Raw genomic sequence first — 18,998 nt, forward strand, 5'->3', positions numbered from 1 at the left:
CGCCACAAACTAAAAACCAGCGTCGACCATGTTTCCACGAAAGTCCTGCATCCCTCAATAGCGCACCGGAGAGTGCAAGGGACGTTTCATGGGCACGAACTAGGAAATCTACACGCAAGCGTGCCGACTGTTCGGGCCGGGTCGGACGTCTCTAAAGTTACACGAGATAAAGGAGCCCATGTGATTAGTTTCCGCATGTTGAGAAGTTCCATCTCATTCCTTCGCCAGTGCGTCCGCTGGGGGCGTCCTTAGTGCGCCGGCGGGGGAACGGCTATGATATGTAGTGTTCCAAACCTGCGCGTTGGCATTTCCCTTGCGGGAGTAGCCATGTCCTGGGGGAATCATCTGTGCCGAATCAACAATGAAACATGGTGACAATACCCGTGAGTGCAACGCATCGCCCGGCCACCGAAACTCCGCAAAAGGTTTCGGTTGGTTTTTCGGAAAAGGCCAAGGGCTACTTGGCCCTGACAAAACCGAGGGTCGTGGAACTGCTTCTCGTCACCACTTTGCCGACCATGTTCTATGCCCATGGCTTCGCTGGCAAGGCCGGTGTGCCGAGCCTGTGGCTCATGTTCGCGACCATGGTGGGCGGCGCGTTGGCGGCTGGCGCATCCGGGGCGTTCAACTGCTACATTGACCGCGACATCGACAAGATCATGAACCGTACGTCCAAGCGCCCGCTGGTTACCGGCGTCATCACCCCGCGTGAAGCGCTGGTGTTCTCTTGGATTTTGACGGTGGTGGCCGTGGTTCTGCTGTGGAGCATCAACCCGCTCACCGGCATGCTGGGCATTGGCGCCATCTTCCTGTACGTAGTGGTGTACTCGCTGATCCTGAAGCGCCGCACCACGCAGAACATCGTCTGGGGTGGCGCGGCCGGCTGTATGCCAGTTCTTATCGCGTGGGCGGCCGTGACCAACACCGTCCAGTGGCCCGCTGTGATTCTTTTCATGATTATCTTCCTGTGGACGCCGCCGCACTACTGGCCCCTGTCCATGCGCTACAGCGACGACTACAATGCCGTGAACGTCCCCATGCTCGGTGCCGTGGCCGGTTCACGCACCGTGGCCGTGCAGGTTGTGCTTTACACGTGGGCCATGGTGGCCTGCTCATTGCTCATGATCCCGCTGGGCGGGGCCGGCATCGTCTACACGGTCACCACTGCCGCCGCCGGTGCCTGGTTCCTGTACGAGGCCCACACGCTGTACAACAACTCCAAGAAGGACCTGGTCACGAAGAAGAACGCCATGAAGGTCTTCCACGCCTCCATCACGTACCTGACACTGGTGTTCCTGTCCCTGGCCGTGGATCCCTTCGTGGGCTCGGCCCTGATGGGCTAGCCCTTCCCCTCTCCCTTCCCCAACGTTCGACGGCGGACGGTGCCTCCCAGCGCGGAGGCACCGTCCGTTTTCCTTTCCCCCTCCCGCTGGCCGCGTCGTGCGGCGCCTCCTCCCGCCGTCGAGCCTCCCATAGTCGCTCCCTCCCACGGTCGAATTGGCGCATGGTCCAGTGGCGACAAAAGATTGAAGGGTGGGAGCAAAAAAGTCCGGTGTGCGGCCAACGCAGCACACCGGACTTTTACGGTTTCATTCCTGTTGAGAACTAGACGGCAGGAAGCCTGTCCCTGCCGCGGGACAGGGCTACGTCGACAATGTTGGTGGCCACGGCAAGCATCAGCGACGCGCCGAGCATGTGAACGCCCACGAGGATGGCCGGGATGCCAGTGAAGTATTGCCAGTAGCCGATGCTGCCCTGGAAAATCACCGAAACCACGAGCAGGATGGCTGCGTTGCGGAGCATGTCTCCTCGGGGGCTGCGCCAGAGCAAGACCACAAGCAACACGGCGGTGACGACCAGCACGTACACGGGCAGCACGTGGATGCGTGTGCTCAGGTAGCCATCAAGCTGCATGCGTGGGGAGGTGGAATCACCTGAATGTGGCCCGGACCCGGTGACGAGGGTTCCAAGCACCACGGCAAGATAGCTCGTCACTGCTGCGACTACACTGAGCTGACGCAACAGCGGACGTGCTCTGCGCACATTGGTTGGTGCCGTGGCGCCGGTGCGGTCGTAGGCCCTGTTGACCAGCAGCATGGATACAACCACAAGTCCGGCGGAAACGAGGAAGTGCAGGCTCACCACATACGGGTTCAGGCCTGTCAGTACGGTGATGCCGCCAATGACTGCCTGCGCCGGAATGCTGGCCAGCAGCGCAAACGCGAGCCAGAACAGGTCCTTGCGTTCCTTCCGCATGTTCCACAGCATCACCAACAGGACAAGCCCGACGGCGGCCAGCGCGAACGTGAGCGTGCGGTTGGCGAACTCGATGATCCCGTGGATTCCCATGGCAGGGGTGTTGGTTAATGACTCCGGCGTGCACTTGGGCCAGGTGGGGCAGCCAAGTCCGGATCCGGTCACCCGAACAACACCGCCGGAGACGATCAACACTCCTTGGCCGATCAGAGAGGCGATGGTGAGGCGCTTGATCGCAGGAGTGACCGTGCTGGGCAGTTTATTGGTGATGTTCTGCATCGGGCTTTGTCGTGTTGTTGGTGATGAAGGACTGCTTTGACTCACTTCAGTGACGCCTTTCAATTCCATTTGAACCATTTGACTGCAGCAAAGGAGGCAACTGCTGCCCATGCCAGCAAAACTATGAGGCCCCACACATCAAGGCGGCTGTCGATCAACGCCGCGCGCATGAGGTTGCCCAACGCTCCGGAAGGCAGCCACTGCACGAATCCTTCAAGGGCGCTGGAGAACTTGCCCGCCGGCAGCACAATACCGCCCAGGGCGGCAAACAAGATCCAGCCGAGGTTGGTGATGGCCAAGGTGGCTTCCGGGCGGACCGTCCCTGCAATGAGCAGGCCCAGGGCCGTGAAGGCCGCCGCTCCCAAGATGAGCAGCGGAATGCCCAGCAGCACTCCAGCCAGTGGCGGTCGCCAGCCCATGAAGACGGCCACCAGCGAAATCAACGCCACTTGAAGGGCCAGCGCCACCAGCACAGCGAGAACCTTGCCGGCAATCAGCCCGCCTTTGCCCAGCGGGGTGGTGGACAGGAAGCGCAGCACACCGTAGCGGCGGTCGAATCCGGTGGCAATGCCCTGGCCCGTAAATGCCGTGGAAAGCGCGCACAACGCCAGGATGCCCGGGGCGGCGATGGCAACACGTGGATGGCCCATGCCGTCGAGCAGGGGAGTGGCGACCAGGGCCACCAGACCCAGCAGCGGCATCACCACCATCAGCACCAGCTGTTCGCCGTTGCGCAGCATGGTGGCTGCCTCATACTTGCCCTGATTGAGTATCCGGCTGGTCAGGGATGCAGCCTGGCCGGCGGGGGCGTCGTGAAAGAGCGTAGTCATGAAATCCCCATCGTTTCCGTATTCGAGCTGGTGGGCTCGGCGGATGCTGTTGCCGGAGCGCCGTTGGAGATGGCCAAAAAGACGTCCTCAAGCGATTGGGATGCCAGATGGACGGCCGTGGGCATCACTTGATGTGCAACACACCAACTGCCGAAACGGGCCAAATCGTCCGGTTGCAGCCCGCCGGCAATGCTGTAGCTTCCGGGGCGGGTTTCGGTGCAGGCAAGCCCGGGGCGTTGGAGGGCGGACAACGCCAACCCTGCTGTGGTCTCAAACGTCATGACGCGATGCTTCTGGGCCGACGTCGAATGTTCAAGCAATTCCTGCACGGTACCTTGGGCGACGGACTCACCCTTGTCCACGATGTAGACGTAGTCGGCAAGGCGCTGTGCATCGTCAAGTAGGTGGGTGGTGAGGATGATGGCCTTCCCGCTGTCACGCAATTCCCTGATCAACTCAAAGACCATGAGCCGCGACTGCGGGTCAAGGCCAGCACTGGGTTCATCGAGAAACAACACCTCGGGGTTGCCCAGCAGGCTGGCGGCAAGGGCGACGCGCTGCTTTTGCCCACCGGAAAGGCGGCGGATGTTGGTGTCGGAAAATTCACGTATTCCGAGCCTTTCAACCAGTGCATCAACGCTGAGCGGGTTGGCGTAAAGGCTGGCAACATGGCGCAGCAACGCAATGGGGCGGGCGGCAGGGGGCAGCCCGCCGTCCTGCAACATGACACCGACCCGGGCGCGGAGGTCTGCGGATGCATGTTGCGGATCATGACCGAGCAACGAAATATGCCCGCCAGTGCGCTGTTGCAGGCCTTGGGCACATTCGATGGTGGTGGTTTTACCCGCGCCGTTGGCGCCAAGCAGTGCCGTAACTGCACCAAAGTGCGCCTTCAGGCTAATGTTGGAAACAATGCGTTTCATCCGGCCGTCCATTGCCGGAAGGGGCCCCACGTCCTTGATGAGCCCGGAGATCTCTAGGGCAGGGGAAAGTGTCTTTGTCACGCGGCCATTCTACGCGAAGTACGCCAGTGACATGCCTCACAGCTGGAGGCTGGCAGGGGTGGGAAGGCTCACCTTAGTGGAAACGGCACCCCAATTACGGCATACTTGTCTTGTCTATTGTTGTGCTTTAATTCGATCGCGTGGAGGTGTTAATGAGTCAGGACGTTGAAGCCGGGAAGCTTCCCGCTCTCGAGCCCGATGAAAGAACCCGAGACCGCGTATTGACTGCCGTGCTTGAACAAGGACCAGTCAGCGCAGCGCAACTGGGTACTTTCCTCAAGCTGACACCGGCAGCCGTACGCCGCCACCTTGACAGCCTCACCCGTGAAGGGTTGATCGAAGTCAAGCTCATCAGCAACGCCAAAACCGGCGCCGGACGCCCCGCACGACGCTATGTTGTTTCGCGCCGGGGTCAAACTGAAATAGGCGACGACTACCTGGAGATTGCCCGGCTGGCCCTGAAGGAAATTTCAGGCTTCCGTGGCGAGGCGGGTGTCATCGAGTTTGCCGAACGCCGTTTTGCGAAGATGGAGGCAAAGTACCAGCCTCTCGTTGACGCAGCTGGCAGTGACGTTGCCGCCCGGTCCAAGGCGCTGGCGGAAGCGTTGAACGCTGACCAGTTTGTGGCCAGTTCCAACTCCCTCAACGCTGGAACAGCCATGGCAGCGGAGCAGCTGTGCCAGGGCCATTGCCCCATTCAGGAGCTAGCCAGCACCTTTCCCGAATTCTGCGACGCCGAGACCGAAGTTTTTGCCCGGCTCATCGGCGTCGATGTACGCAGACTCTCCACCATGGCCAGTGGCGGACATGTCTGCACCACGCATGTGCCCACCGGCCGTGCAGTGGTCCGAAAACTTGCCGGAACACCGGCAAAAAGTGTTCCGACGGGCGTTCAAGGCCTGTCGAAGCGAATTTCCACCCATCAGCAAGAAAGGCCGTGATGACGGATCAACTAGCGCAGGATGTAGGCGCGAAGGCTGCTGTCGAAGACACCACACTCCACCACATCCTCGAAGCAAACCCCGAACTGGAAGGCTTGGGAAACTATGCCTTCGGCTGGTCGGATAAGAACGAGAGCAGTGACAATGCACGTCGTGGAATCAACGAAGAGGTAGTCCGCGACATCTCAGCCAAGAAGGGCGAGCCGGCGTGGATGTTGGATATGCGTCTGAAGGGCTTGAAGTACTTCGATCGCAAGCCCATGCCCACTTGGGGTGCGGACCTGTCGGGCATTGACTTCGACAACATCAAGTACTTTGTGCGTTCCACCGAGAAGCAGGCCAAGACGTGGGAAGACCTGCCCGAGGACATTCGCAACACGTATGAGCGCATCGGCATTCCCGAAGCCGAGCGCAACCGCCTCGTCGGCGGCGTGACGGCTCAGTACGAGTCCGAGGTTGTCTACCACCAGATTCGTGAGGACCTGGAGGAACAAGGCGTCATCTTCACCGACACCGATACCGGCCTGCGTGAATACCCGGAACTGTTCCAGGAATACTTCGGCACCATGATTCCGGTGGGCGACAACAAGTTCGCCTCACTGAACACGGCTGTCTGGTCCGGCGGCTCCTTCGTCTACGTCCCCCCGGGCGTTCACGTGGAAATCCCGCTGCAGGCCTACTTCCGGATCAACACCGAGAACATGGGCCAGTTTGAGCGCACCCTCATCATCGCTGATGAAGGCAGCTACGTGCACTACATTGAAGGCTGCACGGCACCGATCTACACGACGGATTCCCTGCACTCGGCCGTTGTCGAGATCGTGGTGAAGAAGAACGCCCGCGTTCGCTACACCACTATCCAGAACTGGTCCAACAACGTGTACAACCTGGTGACCAAGCGCGCCATTGCACACGAAGGCGCCACCATGGAATGGGTCGATGGCAACATCGGTTCCAAGGTCACCATGAAGTACCCGGCCGTCTACCTTGTGGGCGAGCACGCCAAGGGTGAGACTTTGTCGGTTGCTTTTGCCGGCGAGGGCCAGCACCAGGACACCGGTTCAAAGATGGTCCACATTGCGCCCAACACGCAGTCCTCGATCATTTCCAAGTCGGTTGCCCGCGGCGGCGGTCGCTCGGCATACCGCGGCCTCGTGCAGATCCGTGAAGGCGCCAACCACTCAGCCAACACGGTTCGCTGTGACGCTTTGCTGGTGGACACCATTTCACGCTCCGACACCTACCCCTACGTTGACGTTCGCGAAGATGACGTCTCCATGGGCCACGAGGCTACCGTCTCCAAGGTCAGTGAAGAGCAGCTGTTCTACCTGCAGTCCCGCGGCATGCCCGAGGACGAGGCCATGGCCATGATCGTGCGCGGGTTCATCGAGCCCATCGCCAAGGAACTGCCCATGGAATACGCGCTTGAACTGAACCGCCTGATTGAACTGCAGATGGAAGGGGCCGTCGGCTAAATGACCGAGCTCACGCAAGAACACGCAACAGATTCAAATGTTTGGAGCCAGGGCTTCATTAAGGGAATGACGGAGGAGGGCGAGAGCCTGTCCGAAATCAACCCCGAGTCCGGCCCGCTCGGTGGCAGTGCAGCCAAGGCCCACAGCCATGGCGGCGACAGCCACGGTGGCGGCATCGGAGTTCCGGACAGCTCGCGCGCCGGGCGTCTGACCTCCTACAAGCTGGCTGACTTCCCGGCCATCACGGGACGCGAAGAAGACTGGCGCTTCACCCCGCTCAAGCGCCTGCGCGGCCTTGACCGGGTTGGCATCAAGGGCCAGGAAATCAACGGCCCCGCACCGCTGGTTGAGGTTTCCAAGCCCGAAGCCGTCACAGTAGAGACTGTGGGCCGTGACGATGTTCGCATCGGATCAGCCGGCATCCCGGAGGACCGTGTGGCAGCAGCTGCGTGGGAGAACTTCAGCGAAGCCACCATCGTCACCCTGCCTGCCAACCATGAAGGCACTGTGGATGACATCACCACGCTGACGCTGACCGGCCAGGGCGACGCCCCTGCCGCAGCGCACATTGTGGTTGAGGCCAAGCAGTTCGCCACCGGAGTGGTTGTGCTGGATCACCGCGGCACAGCCGTGTTGAGCGAGAACGTTGAAATCCTCGTCGGGGATGGCGCCAACCTGACGGTTGTCAGCATCCAGGACTGGAATGACGACTCCGTGCACGCAAGTGCCCAGCACATCCAGGTGGGCCGCGACGCCAAGGTCAAGCATGTCATTGTCAACCTTGGCGGCAACCTGCTGCGCACCACACCGTCAGCGCGTTACACGAGCACCGGCGGAGACGTCGAAATGTTCGGTCTGTACTTTGCCGACGCCGGCCAGCACTTGGAGCAGCGCCTGTTCGTGGATCACTCCACCAAGCACTGCAAGTCCCGCGTCACGTACAAGGGTGCGCTGCAGGGCGAGAACGCCCACGCGGTGTGGATCGGCGATGTGTTGATCCGTGCCGAGGCAGAGGGCACCGACACGTACGAGCTCAACCGCAACCTGATCCTGACCCGCGGCGCACGCGCCGATTCGGTGCCGAACCTGGAGATCGAAACAGGCCTGATCGAGGGAGCAGGACACGCAAGTGCCACGGGCCGTTTCGATGATGAGCAGTTGTTCTACCTGCAGACCCGCGGCATTGAGGAAAGCGTTGCCCGCCGTCTGGTGGTGCGTGGCTTCCTGAACGAGGTCATCCAGCAGATCCGTGTTCCCGCCCTCGAAGAGCGTTTGCGCGAATCGGTGGAAGCCGAATTGGCGGCGACACCGCAGTGAGTGATTCCTCCACGCCTGCCGGCGTCGTTGTCTGCCAAGACAGCGACGTTGCGGTCAAGTCAGCCATGTTGGTCGAGATTGATGACTACCCCATCGCCATTGTCAGGGACTCCTATGGAGAACTGCATGCGATCGGGGACACCTGCTCACACGCAGAAATCTCCCTCAGCGAAGGCGACGTGGAGGAGTGCACCATCGAATGCTGGGCACATGGCAGTTCTTTCGACTTGAAATCAGGTCAACCACTGACCCTGCCCGCATTCGAGCCTGTGCCCGTCTTTGCACTGGCCGTCCATGGCAGCGACGTCTATGTGGACGTCAACAACATTCTTAACGGTGTCAGCACGCAGTAGCGTTGCGGCCCGCACAACATATTTTTAGGAGAAAATAGAGTATGTCTACTCTGGAAATCAAGGATCTGCACGTCAGCATCACCACCGCCGATCAGGGCACCAAGCCGATCCTCAAGGGCGTCAGCCTGACCATCAACACCGGCGAAACCCACGCCATCATGGGCCCGAACGGTTCAGGCAAGTCAACCCTTGCCGCCACCATTGCCGGGCACCCACGCTACAACGTGGACAGCGGAACCATCACCCTTGACGGCGAAGACGTCCTGGCGATGACCGTTGACCAGCGTGCCCGCGCCGGCCTGTTCCTGGCCATGCAGTACCCCGTGGAGATCCCCGGCGTCACCATGACGAACTTCCTGCGCACGGCCAAGACGGCCATCGACGGCGAGGCCCCCAAGCTGCGCACCTGGACCAAGGACGTCAAGGCCGCTATGGCCAAGTTGCGCATTGAGCCGGAGTTCGCCGAGCGCAATGTCAACGAAGGCTTCTCCGGTGGCGAGAAGAAGCGTCACGAGATCCTCCAACTGGAGCTTCTGCGCCCGAAGTTCGCAGTCCTGGACGAGACGGACTCCGGACTTGATGTTGATGCCTTGAAGGTTGTCTCAGAAGGCGTCAACCGCGCCATCGACGCCGGCGGATTGGGCACCATCCTCATCACCCACTACACCCGCATCCTGCGCTACATCAAGCCCGACTTTGTGCACGTTTTCGTTGACGGCAGCATCGCCGAGCAGGGCGGCCCCGAGCTCGCCGACCGTCTGGAAGCAGAAGGCTACGACCGCTTCCTGGTGGCCGAAACCGCAACCGCCTAGTCGCTGCGCAAACCAACCACCGCGAAGAAGGAACCATGACTGACATCAGCGAATCAAGCCAGGCCGTTGCGCCGGCGCAGACTGATCTCGAAGACGTTGAGGAAGCACTCAAGGACGTCATTGACCCGGAACTGGGCGTCAACATCGTTGACCTGGGGCTGTTGTATGGCCTGCGGTATGGCGACGATGGAGCCTTGCTGTTGGACATGACGCTCACCACGGCCGCCTGCCCGCTGCAGGACGTCATCGAGGAGCAGGTGGAGAACTCACTGAGCCCCATCGTTGACGAATGGCGCATCAACTGGGTGTGGATGCCGCCGTGGGGTCCGGAACGGATCACCGACGACGGCCGCGACCAGATGCGGGCCCTCGGCTTCAACATCTAGTCACCACTGAGGCAAGCGCCCCGGTTCCCTCGCGGGCAGTAAGATTTCCGCGGTCGCTGAGCGACCTTGTGAAATCCATCCCCGCTCCGGGAATCGGGGCGCTTGTCTGTCGTCCGACTGTTGCTGGTCTGGTGCCTGACTACACCTTGGGGGCGGCGAACGTGTCGCAGGCATCAAGGTCGGCGTTTTGGTAACCGATGGACAGCCATTTCTGCCTTTGTTCGCTGGAGCCGTGGCTCCAGGATTCCGGGTTGGTGCGGCCGGTGGCGGCCTTTTGGATCCTGTCATCGCCCACGGAGGACGCTGCGGAGAGGGCGTCGTTGAGGTCTTTCTGTGTCAACGCCTTCAGGAATGGCTGCTTGGTGCCCGGCGCTGGCTGGGTGGACGCGTAGCGCATCCAAATCCCGGCATAGCAGTCTGCCTGCAGTTCTGTGCGCACGGCGGCAGACTGGGAACCCTTGGAACCTTGCTGGGCGTTTCCGATGGTGCCCGTCAGGTTTTGCACATGGTGGCCAAATTCGTGTGCCACCACGTATTCCTGGGCCAGGGGTCCGCCGGATGAGCCGAACTGGGTTTCCAGTTGCGAGAAGAAATCCGGGTCAAAATACGCCTTGCTGTCTCCGGGACAGTAGAACGGGCCGACGGCGGAGCTTGCCTGACCGCAGGCGGTGCTGACGCTGCCGCTGAAAATTACTGTCTTGGGTGCCGGGTAGCTCACTTTGTACTGCGCAAGGTAGGCGGGCCAGAAGCTGTTGAGTGAATTGGCAGTGCCGAGAATGCGGCAGTCGAGGTTCTCATTCGCGTCTTGACCGGTCTGGCATTTCTCCAGGCCGCCAGCACCCTGCTGTTCAATCGCCGACTGATTGCCCGTGTCCCCGACAATGGAGGACAGCAGTTCCGGGTTGATGCCCAGCAGGGCACCAATCAACACCACCAGTCCGCCACCAAGTCCCAAGCCAACTTTGCCACCGCGGCCCATGCTGCGCCCGCGCCTGTCCTCTGCCTGTGATGGGTCAAGACGGGCACCTTCATTAAAAGTCATGGAGCTAGGATAACCTGCCGCATCCGCCCGGGCTCGGAACCGGCGGTGTCGGTGAAGTGATCTACCATGAAAAGCATGCCGTTCATTGACAAGCTCAAGCACTGGGCCGTGGACCACGGCGGCCGGACTGCGCTGATTGTGGGTGGGCAGCGGCTGACGTACAGCGAGTTGCTCCAAGCTGCCGAATCCCAAGCTGCCGAGGCCCATTCCGTTTCCACGTCCGGAGCCCGCGGTGTGTCCGTCATCGACAGACCCTCCAGCGCTGAGCTGGTCGTGGATTTCTGTGCTGCCTTGTTCCTTGGCCACACATCCATGATTCTCGATGCCAGTTGGCCAGCAGCGTTGAGAGCGAAATTGACACAGGCAGCACAGTCGTGGTCGTCCGTTCAGGACCCTGCCGTGCAGCCGTTCCTCCTGGGTCTGTCCTCCGGAACAAGCGGGCTGCCGAAGGCCTTCGTCCGCACCACGGAATCGTGGCGGGTATCCTTCGTCCGCAGTGCGAAGTATTTCGAATTGGGGCCGGACAGTGTGACGCTTACTCCGGGACCGCTTGCGGCCAGCATGAATCTGTATGCGCTGGGGGAGTCGATTCACGCTGGCTCCACGTTGGTTGCGTTGCCTCGCTTCAGCCCGGACGCCGCCTTGGACGCAATGGAGGTCCACGGTGTCACCCGACTCGTGTTGGTGCCCACGGTCTTGGAACTGATGGCTGCACGTGGCATGGCGACGGGTCGTGACGGCGGTCAACTGAGGTCGATCGTGTGTGCGGGATCCGCACTACCGGAGCGGACTCTGACACTGGCGCGGAAATGGGCGCCCCATGCGCGCATCCAGCAATACTACGGGGCGGCCGAACTGGGTTTCGTGGCCGCTTCCACCGTGGAACCATCCGCGGTGGAGCCTTCGGGTGCTCGAGCGGTGGGCACGGCCTTCCCGGGCGTCGACATCAGCATCCGCGACAACGACGGCTGTGAAATGGCCGCGGGGGAACAGGGTCACATCTGCGTCCGCAGCCCCTATGTGTGTAGCGGATACGCGTGGGGAGATGACGGCTTGGCGTTCGGTGAACAAGCCACGTCCTGGTACACCGTCCGCGACCAAGGACACGTGGACCAGAATGGCGTCCTGCATGTGTCTGGACGTGCCAGTGAGATGATCGTCACCGCCGGGGCGAATGTGTATCCGCACGCCGTGGAGGAAGGGCTGGCCGCGGCTGCCGGTGCTGCGTGCACCATTGTGGTTGCGGGCGTCATGGACGGACTGCGCGGCCAACGTGTTGCTGCCGGAATTTTCAACCCCACCGGGCCGGACGCCATCGACCTTGCCGCGCTGAGACTTGCAGCCGCACAACTTCCCGCACAGCAGCGGCCCGGCTCGTACTACTTTCTGAGCGACCTGCCGTTGATTGGGAGCGGAAAGACGAGCCGGGCGATGCTCGGACAATGGATCTCTGAAGGGGATGCCCGTGCCCAACGCCTCCACTGATCCCAACACCACCGCCGTCGTCCTTGCCGCCAAGCGGCTGCCCAACGCCAAGGCGGGAGGCCCCTATGGGAAGTTCCGGGCGCATGAGCTTGCCGCGGCCGTCATTGCCAATCTGGTGGCGGAAAACAACCTGCCGACCGCAGAGATCAACGATGTCATTTTGGGCAATGCCACGGGCGGAGGCGGGAATGTTGCCCGGCTGGCGGCCCTGACGGCGGGACTACCGCACGGGGTGCCGGGCCTAACCGTGGACAGGCAGTGCGGTTCGGGACTTGAGGCCATCGTCTTGGCCTGCCGGCTCGTTCAGGCAGGAGCGGGTGACTTGTACCTGGCCGGGGGAGTGGAGAGCATCAGCACAGCGCCTGCACGTGCCAACCGCACTGCGGACGGAGGCCTGGAGTTCTTCCAGCGAGCACAATTCGCGCCAACCGAAATCGGTGATCCGGACGCCGGGCAGGCCGCCGAAAACGTGGCCGTCCACTACGGCATCACCCGGGCGCGACAGGACGACTATGCTCTGGCAAGCCACGCTAAGGCGGTCAGTGCAGCCCTGCAGGGACGCTTTGCGGACGAACTCGTACCCTTTGCCGGACTCAGTGCAGACCAAGGCCCGCGCAGGCAGCTCACGCCAGCCCTCATGGCACGTTTTCCTGCCGTCTTTGTGCCGGGCGGAACCGTCACGGCCGGAAATTCGTGCCCCAACAGCGACGGAGCTGCTGCTGTGGTGGTCACCTCGTTGGCGCGGGCCCGGTCAATGGCGGCCAACGGCGGGACGACCGCAATGGGCCTTATTTCTCGTGACAGCGCCACCGTAGGCAACGAGCCCACGCTGTTGGGTGTGGGGGCTGCCCATTCAACCCGGCAGCTCATGGCCCACACCGGCTTCAGCACGCAAGATCTCAACGGCGCCCTCGTGGAGTTCAACGAGGCCTTCGCAGCGCAGGTTCTTGCCGTTGCCGACCTGCTTGGCGTTGATCCGGCGCTGTTCAACCACGACGGCGGAGCGCTGGCCTTGGGGCACCCCTACGGTGCGTCGGGGGCCGTGCTCGTGACGCGGCTGCTGGCGCGGGCCCGCCGCGGGGCAGTGCCTGGCACGGACGCACTAGCAATGATCAGCATGGCCGGGGGCATGGGCATTTCAGCACTCTTCCGGTGGGCCGAGCTCTAGGCGGCCCCGCGAGATGCCTATCTGTCGGTCACCCTACTGGGTCAGAGAGAACCTACCGGCCTCAGTATTGGCATATGGGCATAAAGCAGGCGGATTCTGGAAAGCCACGTGCCCAGAACCCGCCTAGCCTGCCTTAGAGGATTTGTCCGCTAACTTGTTTGGTGACTTTCTACTGCAACCTTGGTAGCGATCTTTCTACTGCTCGCAGCTTCCTGACGACGTTCGATCAGGCCGAACAGTGTGGCAAGGAGGGCGCCGGCAACGTTGTGCCAGATGGTCGCCACTGCGGCAGGCAAAGTGGCGATGGGACCAAAGTGGCTGTTGGCGAGGGCAGCTGCCAACCCTGCATTTTGCATACCGACTTCAACGGCAACAGCGCGTCGCTCCCTTACTCCCAGTCGTCCGGCCTTAGCAGCGAGATAACCCAGTGTGAAGCCAGCTGCGTTGTGGAGGATTACGGCAAGGACCACCATGGCGGCAGAGTTCATCACTACATCCGCACTTTTTGCCATAATTCCGGCAATGACCAGTGCCAGCACAGAAACTGAGATCCAGGGTATGGCCGATGCAATAACCTTGACGAACTTACCTGCGAAGAGCTTGACGATGAGCCCCAACGCCACAGGAACAATCACAATTTGCATGATTTGCATGAACATGGACCAAAAATCAATCGGAAGGTAACTACCTGCAAGCCAAAGGACGATCAATGGAGTCAAGAATGGGGAGAGGATTGTCGACAGCGTCGTCATAGCAACGGAAAGGGCTACATTGCCCTTGGCGAGGTAGGCAACAATGTTAGAAGACGCCCCACCCGGAACTGCCCCCAGAAGCACCATGCCGACTACGAGCATTGGCTCGAAATTGAATAGTGTTGCAACGCCGAGTCCTAGTAGCGGCATAATACTAAATTGGGCGATGAACCCGATCACGACCGCATGCGGCATCCGAACAATGAGCTTCAGATCCGGTGCCTTCATGGTCAGACCCATGGTGAACATGACGATTCCGAGCAGATACGGAACCATCGGATTTAGTGGCAGTGCAACCTTGGGTGCAAAGATGCCGAAGGCTCCCGCTGCAACGATGATGAGCGGGAAAAGTAGTACAGCAATGCGGGCCGAACGCTTTTCACGTTCAACCTCGGGAAGGCGATTTGTTGTCATCAGGGTTTCCTCTAGCTGAATTCACGTCGAGGGCTGCTTGGAGTGCCTTCGACATCTAAGTCTTTGTCTAGTTTTCAGTCGTCGATACTCTTGCCGCCGGGGATGTACCTGTAACGCGCACGGTCAGAAACTTCCGAACCAAGCGCTCAGCTTGTGCCGAATATAAATGTGAATGGACGTAGTGGATCTCGACGCGTTCGGTCACTGAGGGTCTGCAAGTGCGCCCCAGCAGGTGAATGATGCCGGTGGGTCCAAGCACTTGAAACTGCAGAGATCCAAGGCCACGGCGCTGCCAAGCGCGGCTAATGTAGTTGGAAACCAAGTTACGGTTTCCTCGGTTTCGAGGGTATGACAAATCACATCGATCTGCAACTTATACATCCGATGTATAACAGAACGCGGACGATCTCATCGAGTGGATTTCCTGAGGTAATGTGGACTGTTCTCCTTGTGAGAATCCGCTTGGATGAGACATAGTGGTGGTTCTGTCAGCGTCCTGTCATTTTAGAAATAATCTGAAGCCTCCGGTGATACATCGGATGTATATCGTTTGTACTTGGAGGACGATAACGGTTCCACGCTACTTATTCGACGTCGTCGTCAGGGTCGCCCAAGCCGCGTGCGGCCAGTGCTTCCCCCGTGGCGCGGGCATAGCCCACCGTGGCAATCACCACAGGAAGTGAACGGGCCAGCAGGTTACGCTCCAAACCCCTCGCCCGGGCGGCGTCGCGCACATCGGCAAAGGCGCCGATGACAAAGGGGATGCTGCGCAGCATCAGCGCCACGGTCAGTGAAAAACGTTCCGGGTCGGCGCCAAACCTGGCCAAGGGCTGCACCAAGGCGGCCAGGCCGTCCAGCAGTTCGTCCACCGGGGTGGTGGCCGTAAGAATGTTCGAGGCAAGCACGGTGGCCACAATGGCGGCAATCACCTGCCACGCGACCCACGGGCCATACTGCCACCATTGGTAGGCCGCAATAAGGACCAAAAAAATCAGCATCATGCGCACGGCCCGCCACATGCGCGGCCACGTCAGCCCGGCCACAAAGTGGCTGGTGGCGACCACCACCAGCGTTGCACTGGTGACCACCACTCCCGCGCGTACCGAAACGAGGGGCGAGGCCAGGCACAGTACGGCTACGCCCAACAACAGCAAGGCCTTCACACCGAGCGGAAGCCTGTGGACGGGGGAGTTGCCGGGCACGTATCCGGCCACCAAAAATGCGTGCCCGCGCACTACGCGCCCACCAACACCCTGTACCGGGCAATCGCTTCCTGAGGGTCGCCGTCGTACGCAACGTCTCCCTTGTCAATGACCAGAACACGGTCAAAGGTGGCGGCCAGCGTGAGGTCGTGCGTGGACATGACGATTTGCTGCGGCAGGGCGTCGAGCCGGTCCATGAGCAGTTTCGTGTTGCGCAGGTCCAGGAGCGTGGACGGCTCGTCAAGAACAAGGATGTCGGGTGCCACGGCAAGAACTGTGGCCAGTGCTGTCAGCTGGCGTTCGCCGCCGGATAGCTCGAAAATACTGCTCTGGGCTAGGTGCCCTAAGCCGTGATCGGCCAGAATCGCCGCTGCCTTCTGCGCCCGCTCCTTCTTGCCCAGCTTTTGCCGCCGCAGCGAGAGTTCCAGATCTTCCTGCGGTGTCGGCATCACCAGCTGGGACAGCGGATCGGTGAACACGAAGCCCACGCTGCGCCGCACTGCCGTGGCCTGGGTGCGGGTGTTGCGCCCGTTCACGTGTACGGTCCCGGTCGAGGGCAGCACCAGTCCGTTGATCAGGCGTAGCAGGGTCGACTTCCCTGAGCCGTTCGCGCCGATGACGGCAATGCGCTGTTCAGCCAGGGTCAGGGTGAGTGGGGCAAGGATGATCTTGTCCTGCGTGTTGCGCGGGTCCGACAGCGGAATGCTCACGCCGGCGCCGACCATGACAATCGAGTTTCGTGCGGAAGCATTCACTTGCGGCGGCGCACCAACAGATCAGGGAAGGCGCGGTGCAGGCTGAGTGCAACGAGGACGGCCAGCACGTTTTTGATGATGTCCCCGGGCAGGAAGATCATGTCGGCGACCACGGCGGTTTGGACGCCCATGCCTTTCATGACAAATCCCACAATGCCGAAAAGGTGAATCACCACGGTTCCGGCCATGGCAGCACCGAACAAAGCTGCGGCGCGCCAGTGGCTTCGAACTGCCACAGTGGCCAGCAATCCGACCACCGCGGCACCAAACACGAAGCCCACAATGTATCCGGCGGACGGACTGGCCAACACGGCCGGCCCGGCTCGGAAACCACTGAAGATGGGCAGTCCCACGAGCCCGAGCAGCACGTAGAGGCCTACAGCTGCGGTGCCACGGCCAAATCCAAGGACCAGGCCGCAGAGGATCACCACCAGGGTCTGCAACGTGATGGCCACCCCGAGCGGGCCCACATTGATGCCCGGCACGGCGATTGAAGCAGCCAGGAGGGCGGCAAAAACAGCGATGAGGGACAGGTCCATGGCACCCCAGCGCTGCCGCCCTCGAGTGTGCTGCTTCTTGCCTGAGCCTTCACCCGGGAATTCGTTGGGTGTGGTCAAAGTCTCATCCACAGGCCGGGAAGAAGTCATTATTGCTGCTTTCGTTGAAGTCTGAACACACAGGGATTTCCGCTGCCACTGAACCTCGTTAGACTGGATTGGTTGTTCAACGCTGCTCGCTGCCATTTTTGCCGGGAGTTTCGTTTCGCGGCATCTACCCACTTACGTGAAAGGTTACTACGTTGATATCGGTCCAAGACCTTGAGTTACGTGCTGGAGCGCGCCTGCTCATGGACGAAGTATCCTTCCGCATCGACAGCGGTGACAAGATCGGACTGGTGGGTCGCAACGGTGCAGGTAAGACCACGCTGACGCGCGTGCTCGCTGGCGAGGGTCTGCCCGCCGGTGGCAAAGTCATCCGCACCGGCGAGATCGGCTATCTGCCGCAGGACCCGCGCACCCCAGACATGGAGCAGTTGGCGAAGGACCGCATCCTTTCAGCGCGCGACCTGGACAAGGTCATCACGAAGTTGCGCAAGGCCGAGACTGACATGGCCAGCGAAGACGATTCCATCCGTGACAAGGCCATGCGACGCTACGACAGGCTCGAAATCGAGTTCCTGGCCAACGGCGGCTATGCGGCCGAAGCAGAAGCAGCCGCGATCTCCTCCAACCTGGCCCTGCCTGAGCGCATCCTGAACCAGCCGTTGAAAACATTATCTGGTGGTCAGCGACGCCGCGTCGAGCTGGCCCGGATTCTGTTCTCCGGTGCCCAGACCATGCTTCTGGATGAGCCCACCAACCACCTCGATGCCGACTCCATCGCCTGGCTGCGCGAGTTTTTGAAGAACCACAACGGCGGTTTGATCGTGATCAGCCACGACACCGAACTGCTGGAAGCCACGGTGAACAAGGTTTACCATCTGGACGCGAACCGGGCCACCATCGACCAGTACAATCTTGGCTGGAAAAAGTACCTGACCCAGCGTGAAACGGATGAACGCGCACGACGCCGGGAACGCGCCAACGCGGAAAAGAAGGCCGGGGTTCTCATGGACCAGGCCAACAAGATGCGCGCCAAGGCCACCAAGGCTGTGGCAGCACAAAACATGGCCAAGCGCGCCGAGCGTCTGCTGGCCGGACTCGAAGAGGTTCGGGCGCAGGACAAGGTTGCAGCACTGCGCTTCCCCAACCCTTCCCCATGCGGAAAGACGCCGCTCACGGCCGAGGGCCTGAGCAAGTCGTATGGTTCGCTGGAAATTTTCACCGATGTCAGCCTGGCCATCGATCGTGGATCCAAGGTGGTCATCCTGGGCCTCAACGGTGCAGGTAAGACGACGTTGCTGCGTATGCTTGCCGGAGTGTCCAAGCCGGACACCGGGGAGGTCATCGCCGGGCACGGACTGAAGGTTGGCTACTACGCCCAGGAACACGACACTCTTGATGTAACCCGCACGGTGCTTGAAAACATGCGCTCAGCTGCCGGTGACATGAACGACGCCGAAGTGCGCGGCATCCTGGGCTCCTTCCTGTTCTCCGGTGATGACGTGAACAAGCCTGCCGGTGTGCTTTCCGGTGGCGAGAAGACGCGTCTGGCCTTGGCAACCATTGTTGCTTCAAGCGCCAACGTGCTGCTGCTCGATGAGCCCACCAACAACCTTGACCCCGCCAGCCGTGCCGAGATCCTCGGAGCCTTGAAGAACTACACGGGCGCTGTTGTCCTCGTTAGCCACGACGAGGGCGCTGTTGCGGCCCTCGACCCGGAACGTGTGGTCCTGTTGCCCGACGGTGACGAAGACCTGTGGAACCAGGACTACCTAGACCTCATCACCCTGGCTTAGTTGTTGTTGGGGTCGCCTCGGAAAACGTAAAACGTACGGTATGGGCAAAGGCGGCCAGGTAGCCTCGGCTACCGGCTTGTCGATTGGATCTAGTCAAAGTCTGTCCATATGCGGAACGGTCTGCGGGAC

18 protein-coding genes are annotated in these 18,998 nt (G+C 61.0%); 10 read left to right on the top strand and 8 right to left on the bottom strand.

The window, feature by feature from the left end:
* The first annotated feature begins 383 nt into the window (after window positions 1–383).
* Entirely contained in the window at window positions 384–1,343 is a 960-nt protein-coding gene (locus Q4P21_RS04065; RefSeq protein ID WP_303387559.1) for a heme o synthase, read from the top strand.
* A 262-nt stretch (window positions 1,344–1,605) separates the two neighbouring features.
* On the opposite strand, the gene Q4P21_RS04070 is transcribed toward Q4P21_RS04065, so the two are convergent.
* From Q4P21_RS04070 to Q4P21_RS04080, 3 genes are read right to left on the bottom strand one after another with little or no spacing between them, the layout of a single operon-like run.
* The gene (locus Q4P21_RS04070; protein WP_303387560.1) at window positions 1,606–2,535 is read right to left on the bottom strand and encodes a heme A synthase; all 930 of its coding nucleotides are present in this window, start codon (window positions 2,533–2,535) and stop codon (window positions 1,606–1,608) included.
* A 59-nt stretch (window positions 2,536–2,594) separates the two neighbouring features.
* Window positions 2,595–3,365: an ABC transporter permease gene (locus Q4P21_RS04075; RefSeq protein ID WP_303387561.1), complete on the bottom strand. Its 771-nt coding sequence runs from the start codon at window positions 3,363–3,365 to the stop codon at window positions 2,595–2,597.
* The gene (locus tag Q4P21_RS04080) at window positions 3,362–4,300 is read right to left on the bottom strand and encodes an ABC transporter ATP-binding protein (protein ID WP_303387576.1); all 939 of its coding nucleotides are present in this window, start codon (window positions 4,298–4,300) and stop codon (window positions 3,362–3,364) included. Before Q4P21_RS04080 ends, Q4P21_RS04075 begins: the two co-directional genes overlap by 4 nt.
* 221 nt (window positions 4,301–4,521) lie before the next feature.
* On the opposite strand from Q4P21_RS04080, the gene Q4P21_RS04085 reads away from it, so the two are divergent.
* Genes Q4P21_RS04085 through Q4P21_RS04110 form a run of 6 tightly spaced genes read left to right on the top strand, consistent with a single transcriptional unit; the run spans window position 4,522 to window position 9,653 of the window.
* Entirely contained in the window at window positions 4,522–5,310 is a 789-nt protein-coding gene (locus tag Q4P21_RS04085) for a metalloregulator ArsR/SmtB family transcription factor (protein WP_303387562.1), read from the top strand.
* A complete protein-coding gene (gene sufB / locus Q4P21_RS04090; protein ID WP_303387563.1) occupies window positions 5,310–6,785 on the top strand; it encodes a Fe-S cluster assembly protein SufB in 1,476 nt (491 codons plus the stop codon). The genes Q4P21_RS04085 and sufB overlap by 1 nt, the downstream gene beginning before the upstream one ends.
* On the top strand, window positions 6,786–8,102 hold the full coding sequence (sufD, locus tag Q4P21_RS04095) for a Fe-S cluster assembly protein SufD (RefSeq protein WP_303387564.1): 1,317 nt from the start codon (window positions 6,786–6,788) through the stop codon (window positions 8,100–8,102).
* On the top strand, window positions 8,099–8,455 hold the full coding sequence (locus Q4P21_RS04100; protein ID WP_303387565.1) for a non-heme iron oxygenase ferredoxin subunit: 357 nt from the start codon (window positions 8,099–8,101) through the stop codon (window positions 8,453–8,455). The genes sufD and Q4P21_RS04100 overlap by 4 nt, the downstream gene beginning before the upstream one ends.
* 41 nt (window positions 8,456–8,496) lie before the next feature.
* Window positions 8,497–9,267 (top strand): Fe-S cluster assembly ATPase SufC, encoded by a 771-nt coding sequence (gene sufC / locus Q4P21_RS04105; protein ID WP_303387566.1) that lies wholly within the window; start codon window positions 8,497–8,499, stop codon window positions 9,265–9,267.
* 35 nt (window positions 9,268–9,302) lie between these two features.
* Window positions 9,303–9,653, top strand: coding sequence for a metal-sulfur cluster assembly factor (locus tag Q4P21_RS04110; protein ID WP_207344396.1), 351 nt, complete (start codon window positions 9,303–9,305; stop codon window positions 9,651–9,653).
* Window positions 9,654–9,792: 139 nt separating this feature from the next.
* On the opposite strand, the gene Q4P21_RS04115 is transcribed toward Q4P21_RS04110, so the two are convergent.
* Window positions 9,793–10,695, bottom strand: coding sequence for a neutral zinc metallopeptidase (locus tag Q4P21_RS04115; protein WP_303387567.1), 903 nt, complete (start codon window positions 10,693–10,695; stop codon window positions 9,793–9,795).
* A 75-nt stretch (window positions 10,696–10,770) separates the two neighbouring features.
* Here Q4P21_RS04115 and Q4P21_RS04120 point away from each other — a divergent pair, with 75 nt between their 5' ends.
* Together Q4P21_RS04120 and Q4P21_RS04125 are read left to right on the top strand one after the other, a co-directional pair.
* The gene (locus tag Q4P21_RS04120; RefSeq protein ID WP_303387568.1) at window positions 10,771–12,180 is read left to right on the top strand and encodes a class I adenylate-forming enzyme family protein; all 1,410 of its coding nucleotides are present in this window, start codon (window positions 10,771–10,773) and stop codon (window positions 12,178–12,180) included.
* On the top strand, window positions 12,161–13,348 hold the full coding sequence (locus tag Q4P21_RS04125) for a thiolase family protein (RefSeq protein WP_303387569.1): 1,188 nt from the start codon (window positions 12,161–12,163) through the stop codon (window positions 13,346–13,348). The genes Q4P21_RS04120 and Q4P21_RS04125 overlap by 20 nt, the downstream gene beginning before the upstream one ends.
* A 149-nt stretch (window positions 13,349–13,497) precedes the next feature.
* Here Q4P21_RS04125 and Q4P21_RS04130 read toward each other — a convergent pair whose 3' ends face one another.
* The 4 genes from Q4P21_RS04130 to Q4P21_RS04145 form a co-directional block, all read right to left on the bottom strand.
* Window positions 13,498–14,514, bottom strand: a complete 1,017-nt coding sequence (locus tag Q4P21_RS04130; protein WP_303387570.1) for a bile acid:sodium symporter family protein — start codon at window positions 14,512–14,514, stop codon at window positions 13,498–13,500.
* Between the two features lie 584 nt (window positions 14,515–15,098).
* Window positions 15,099–15,749, bottom strand: coding sequence for an energy-coupling factor transporter transmembrane protein EcfT (locus Q4P21_RS04135; protein WP_303387571.1), 651 nt, complete (start codon window positions 15,747–15,749; stop codon window positions 15,099–15,101).
* Window positions 15,749–16,441 carry an energy-coupling factor ABC transporter ATP-binding protein gene (locus Q4P21_RS04140; RefSeq protein ID WP_303387577.1) on the bottom strand — a complete coding sequence of 231 codons (693 nt, stop codon included), beginning with the start codon at window positions 16,439–16,441 and terminating at the stop codon, window positions 15,749–15,751. The genes Q4P21_RS04135 and Q4P21_RS04140 overlap by 1 nt, the downstream gene beginning before the upstream one ends.
* Window positions 16,442–16,467: 26 nt before the next feature.
* Window positions 16,468–17,118 carry a biotin transporter BioY gene (locus Q4P21_RS04145; RefSeq protein ID WP_303387572.1) on the bottom strand — a complete coding sequence of 217 codons (651 nt, stop codon included), beginning with the start codon at window positions 17,116–17,118 and terminating at the stop codon, window positions 16,468–16,470.
* Between the two features lie 152 nt (window positions 17,119–17,270).
* Here Q4P21_RS04145 and Q4P21_RS04150 point away from each other — a divergent pair, with 152 nt between their 5' ends.
* Window positions 17,271–18,869 (top strand): ABC-F family ATP-binding cassette domain-containing protein, encoded by a 1,599-nt coding sequence (locus Q4P21_RS04150; protein WP_207345986.1) that lies wholly within the window; start codon window positions 17,271–17,273, stop codon window positions 18,867–18,869.
* Window positions 18,870–18,998: the final 129 nt, after the last annotated feature.

The sequence above is a fragment of the Arthrobacter sp. genome (assembly GCF_030540645.1).
Taxonomy (GTDB): Bacteria; Actinomycetota; Actinomycetes; order Actinomycetales; family Micrococcaceae; genus Specibacter.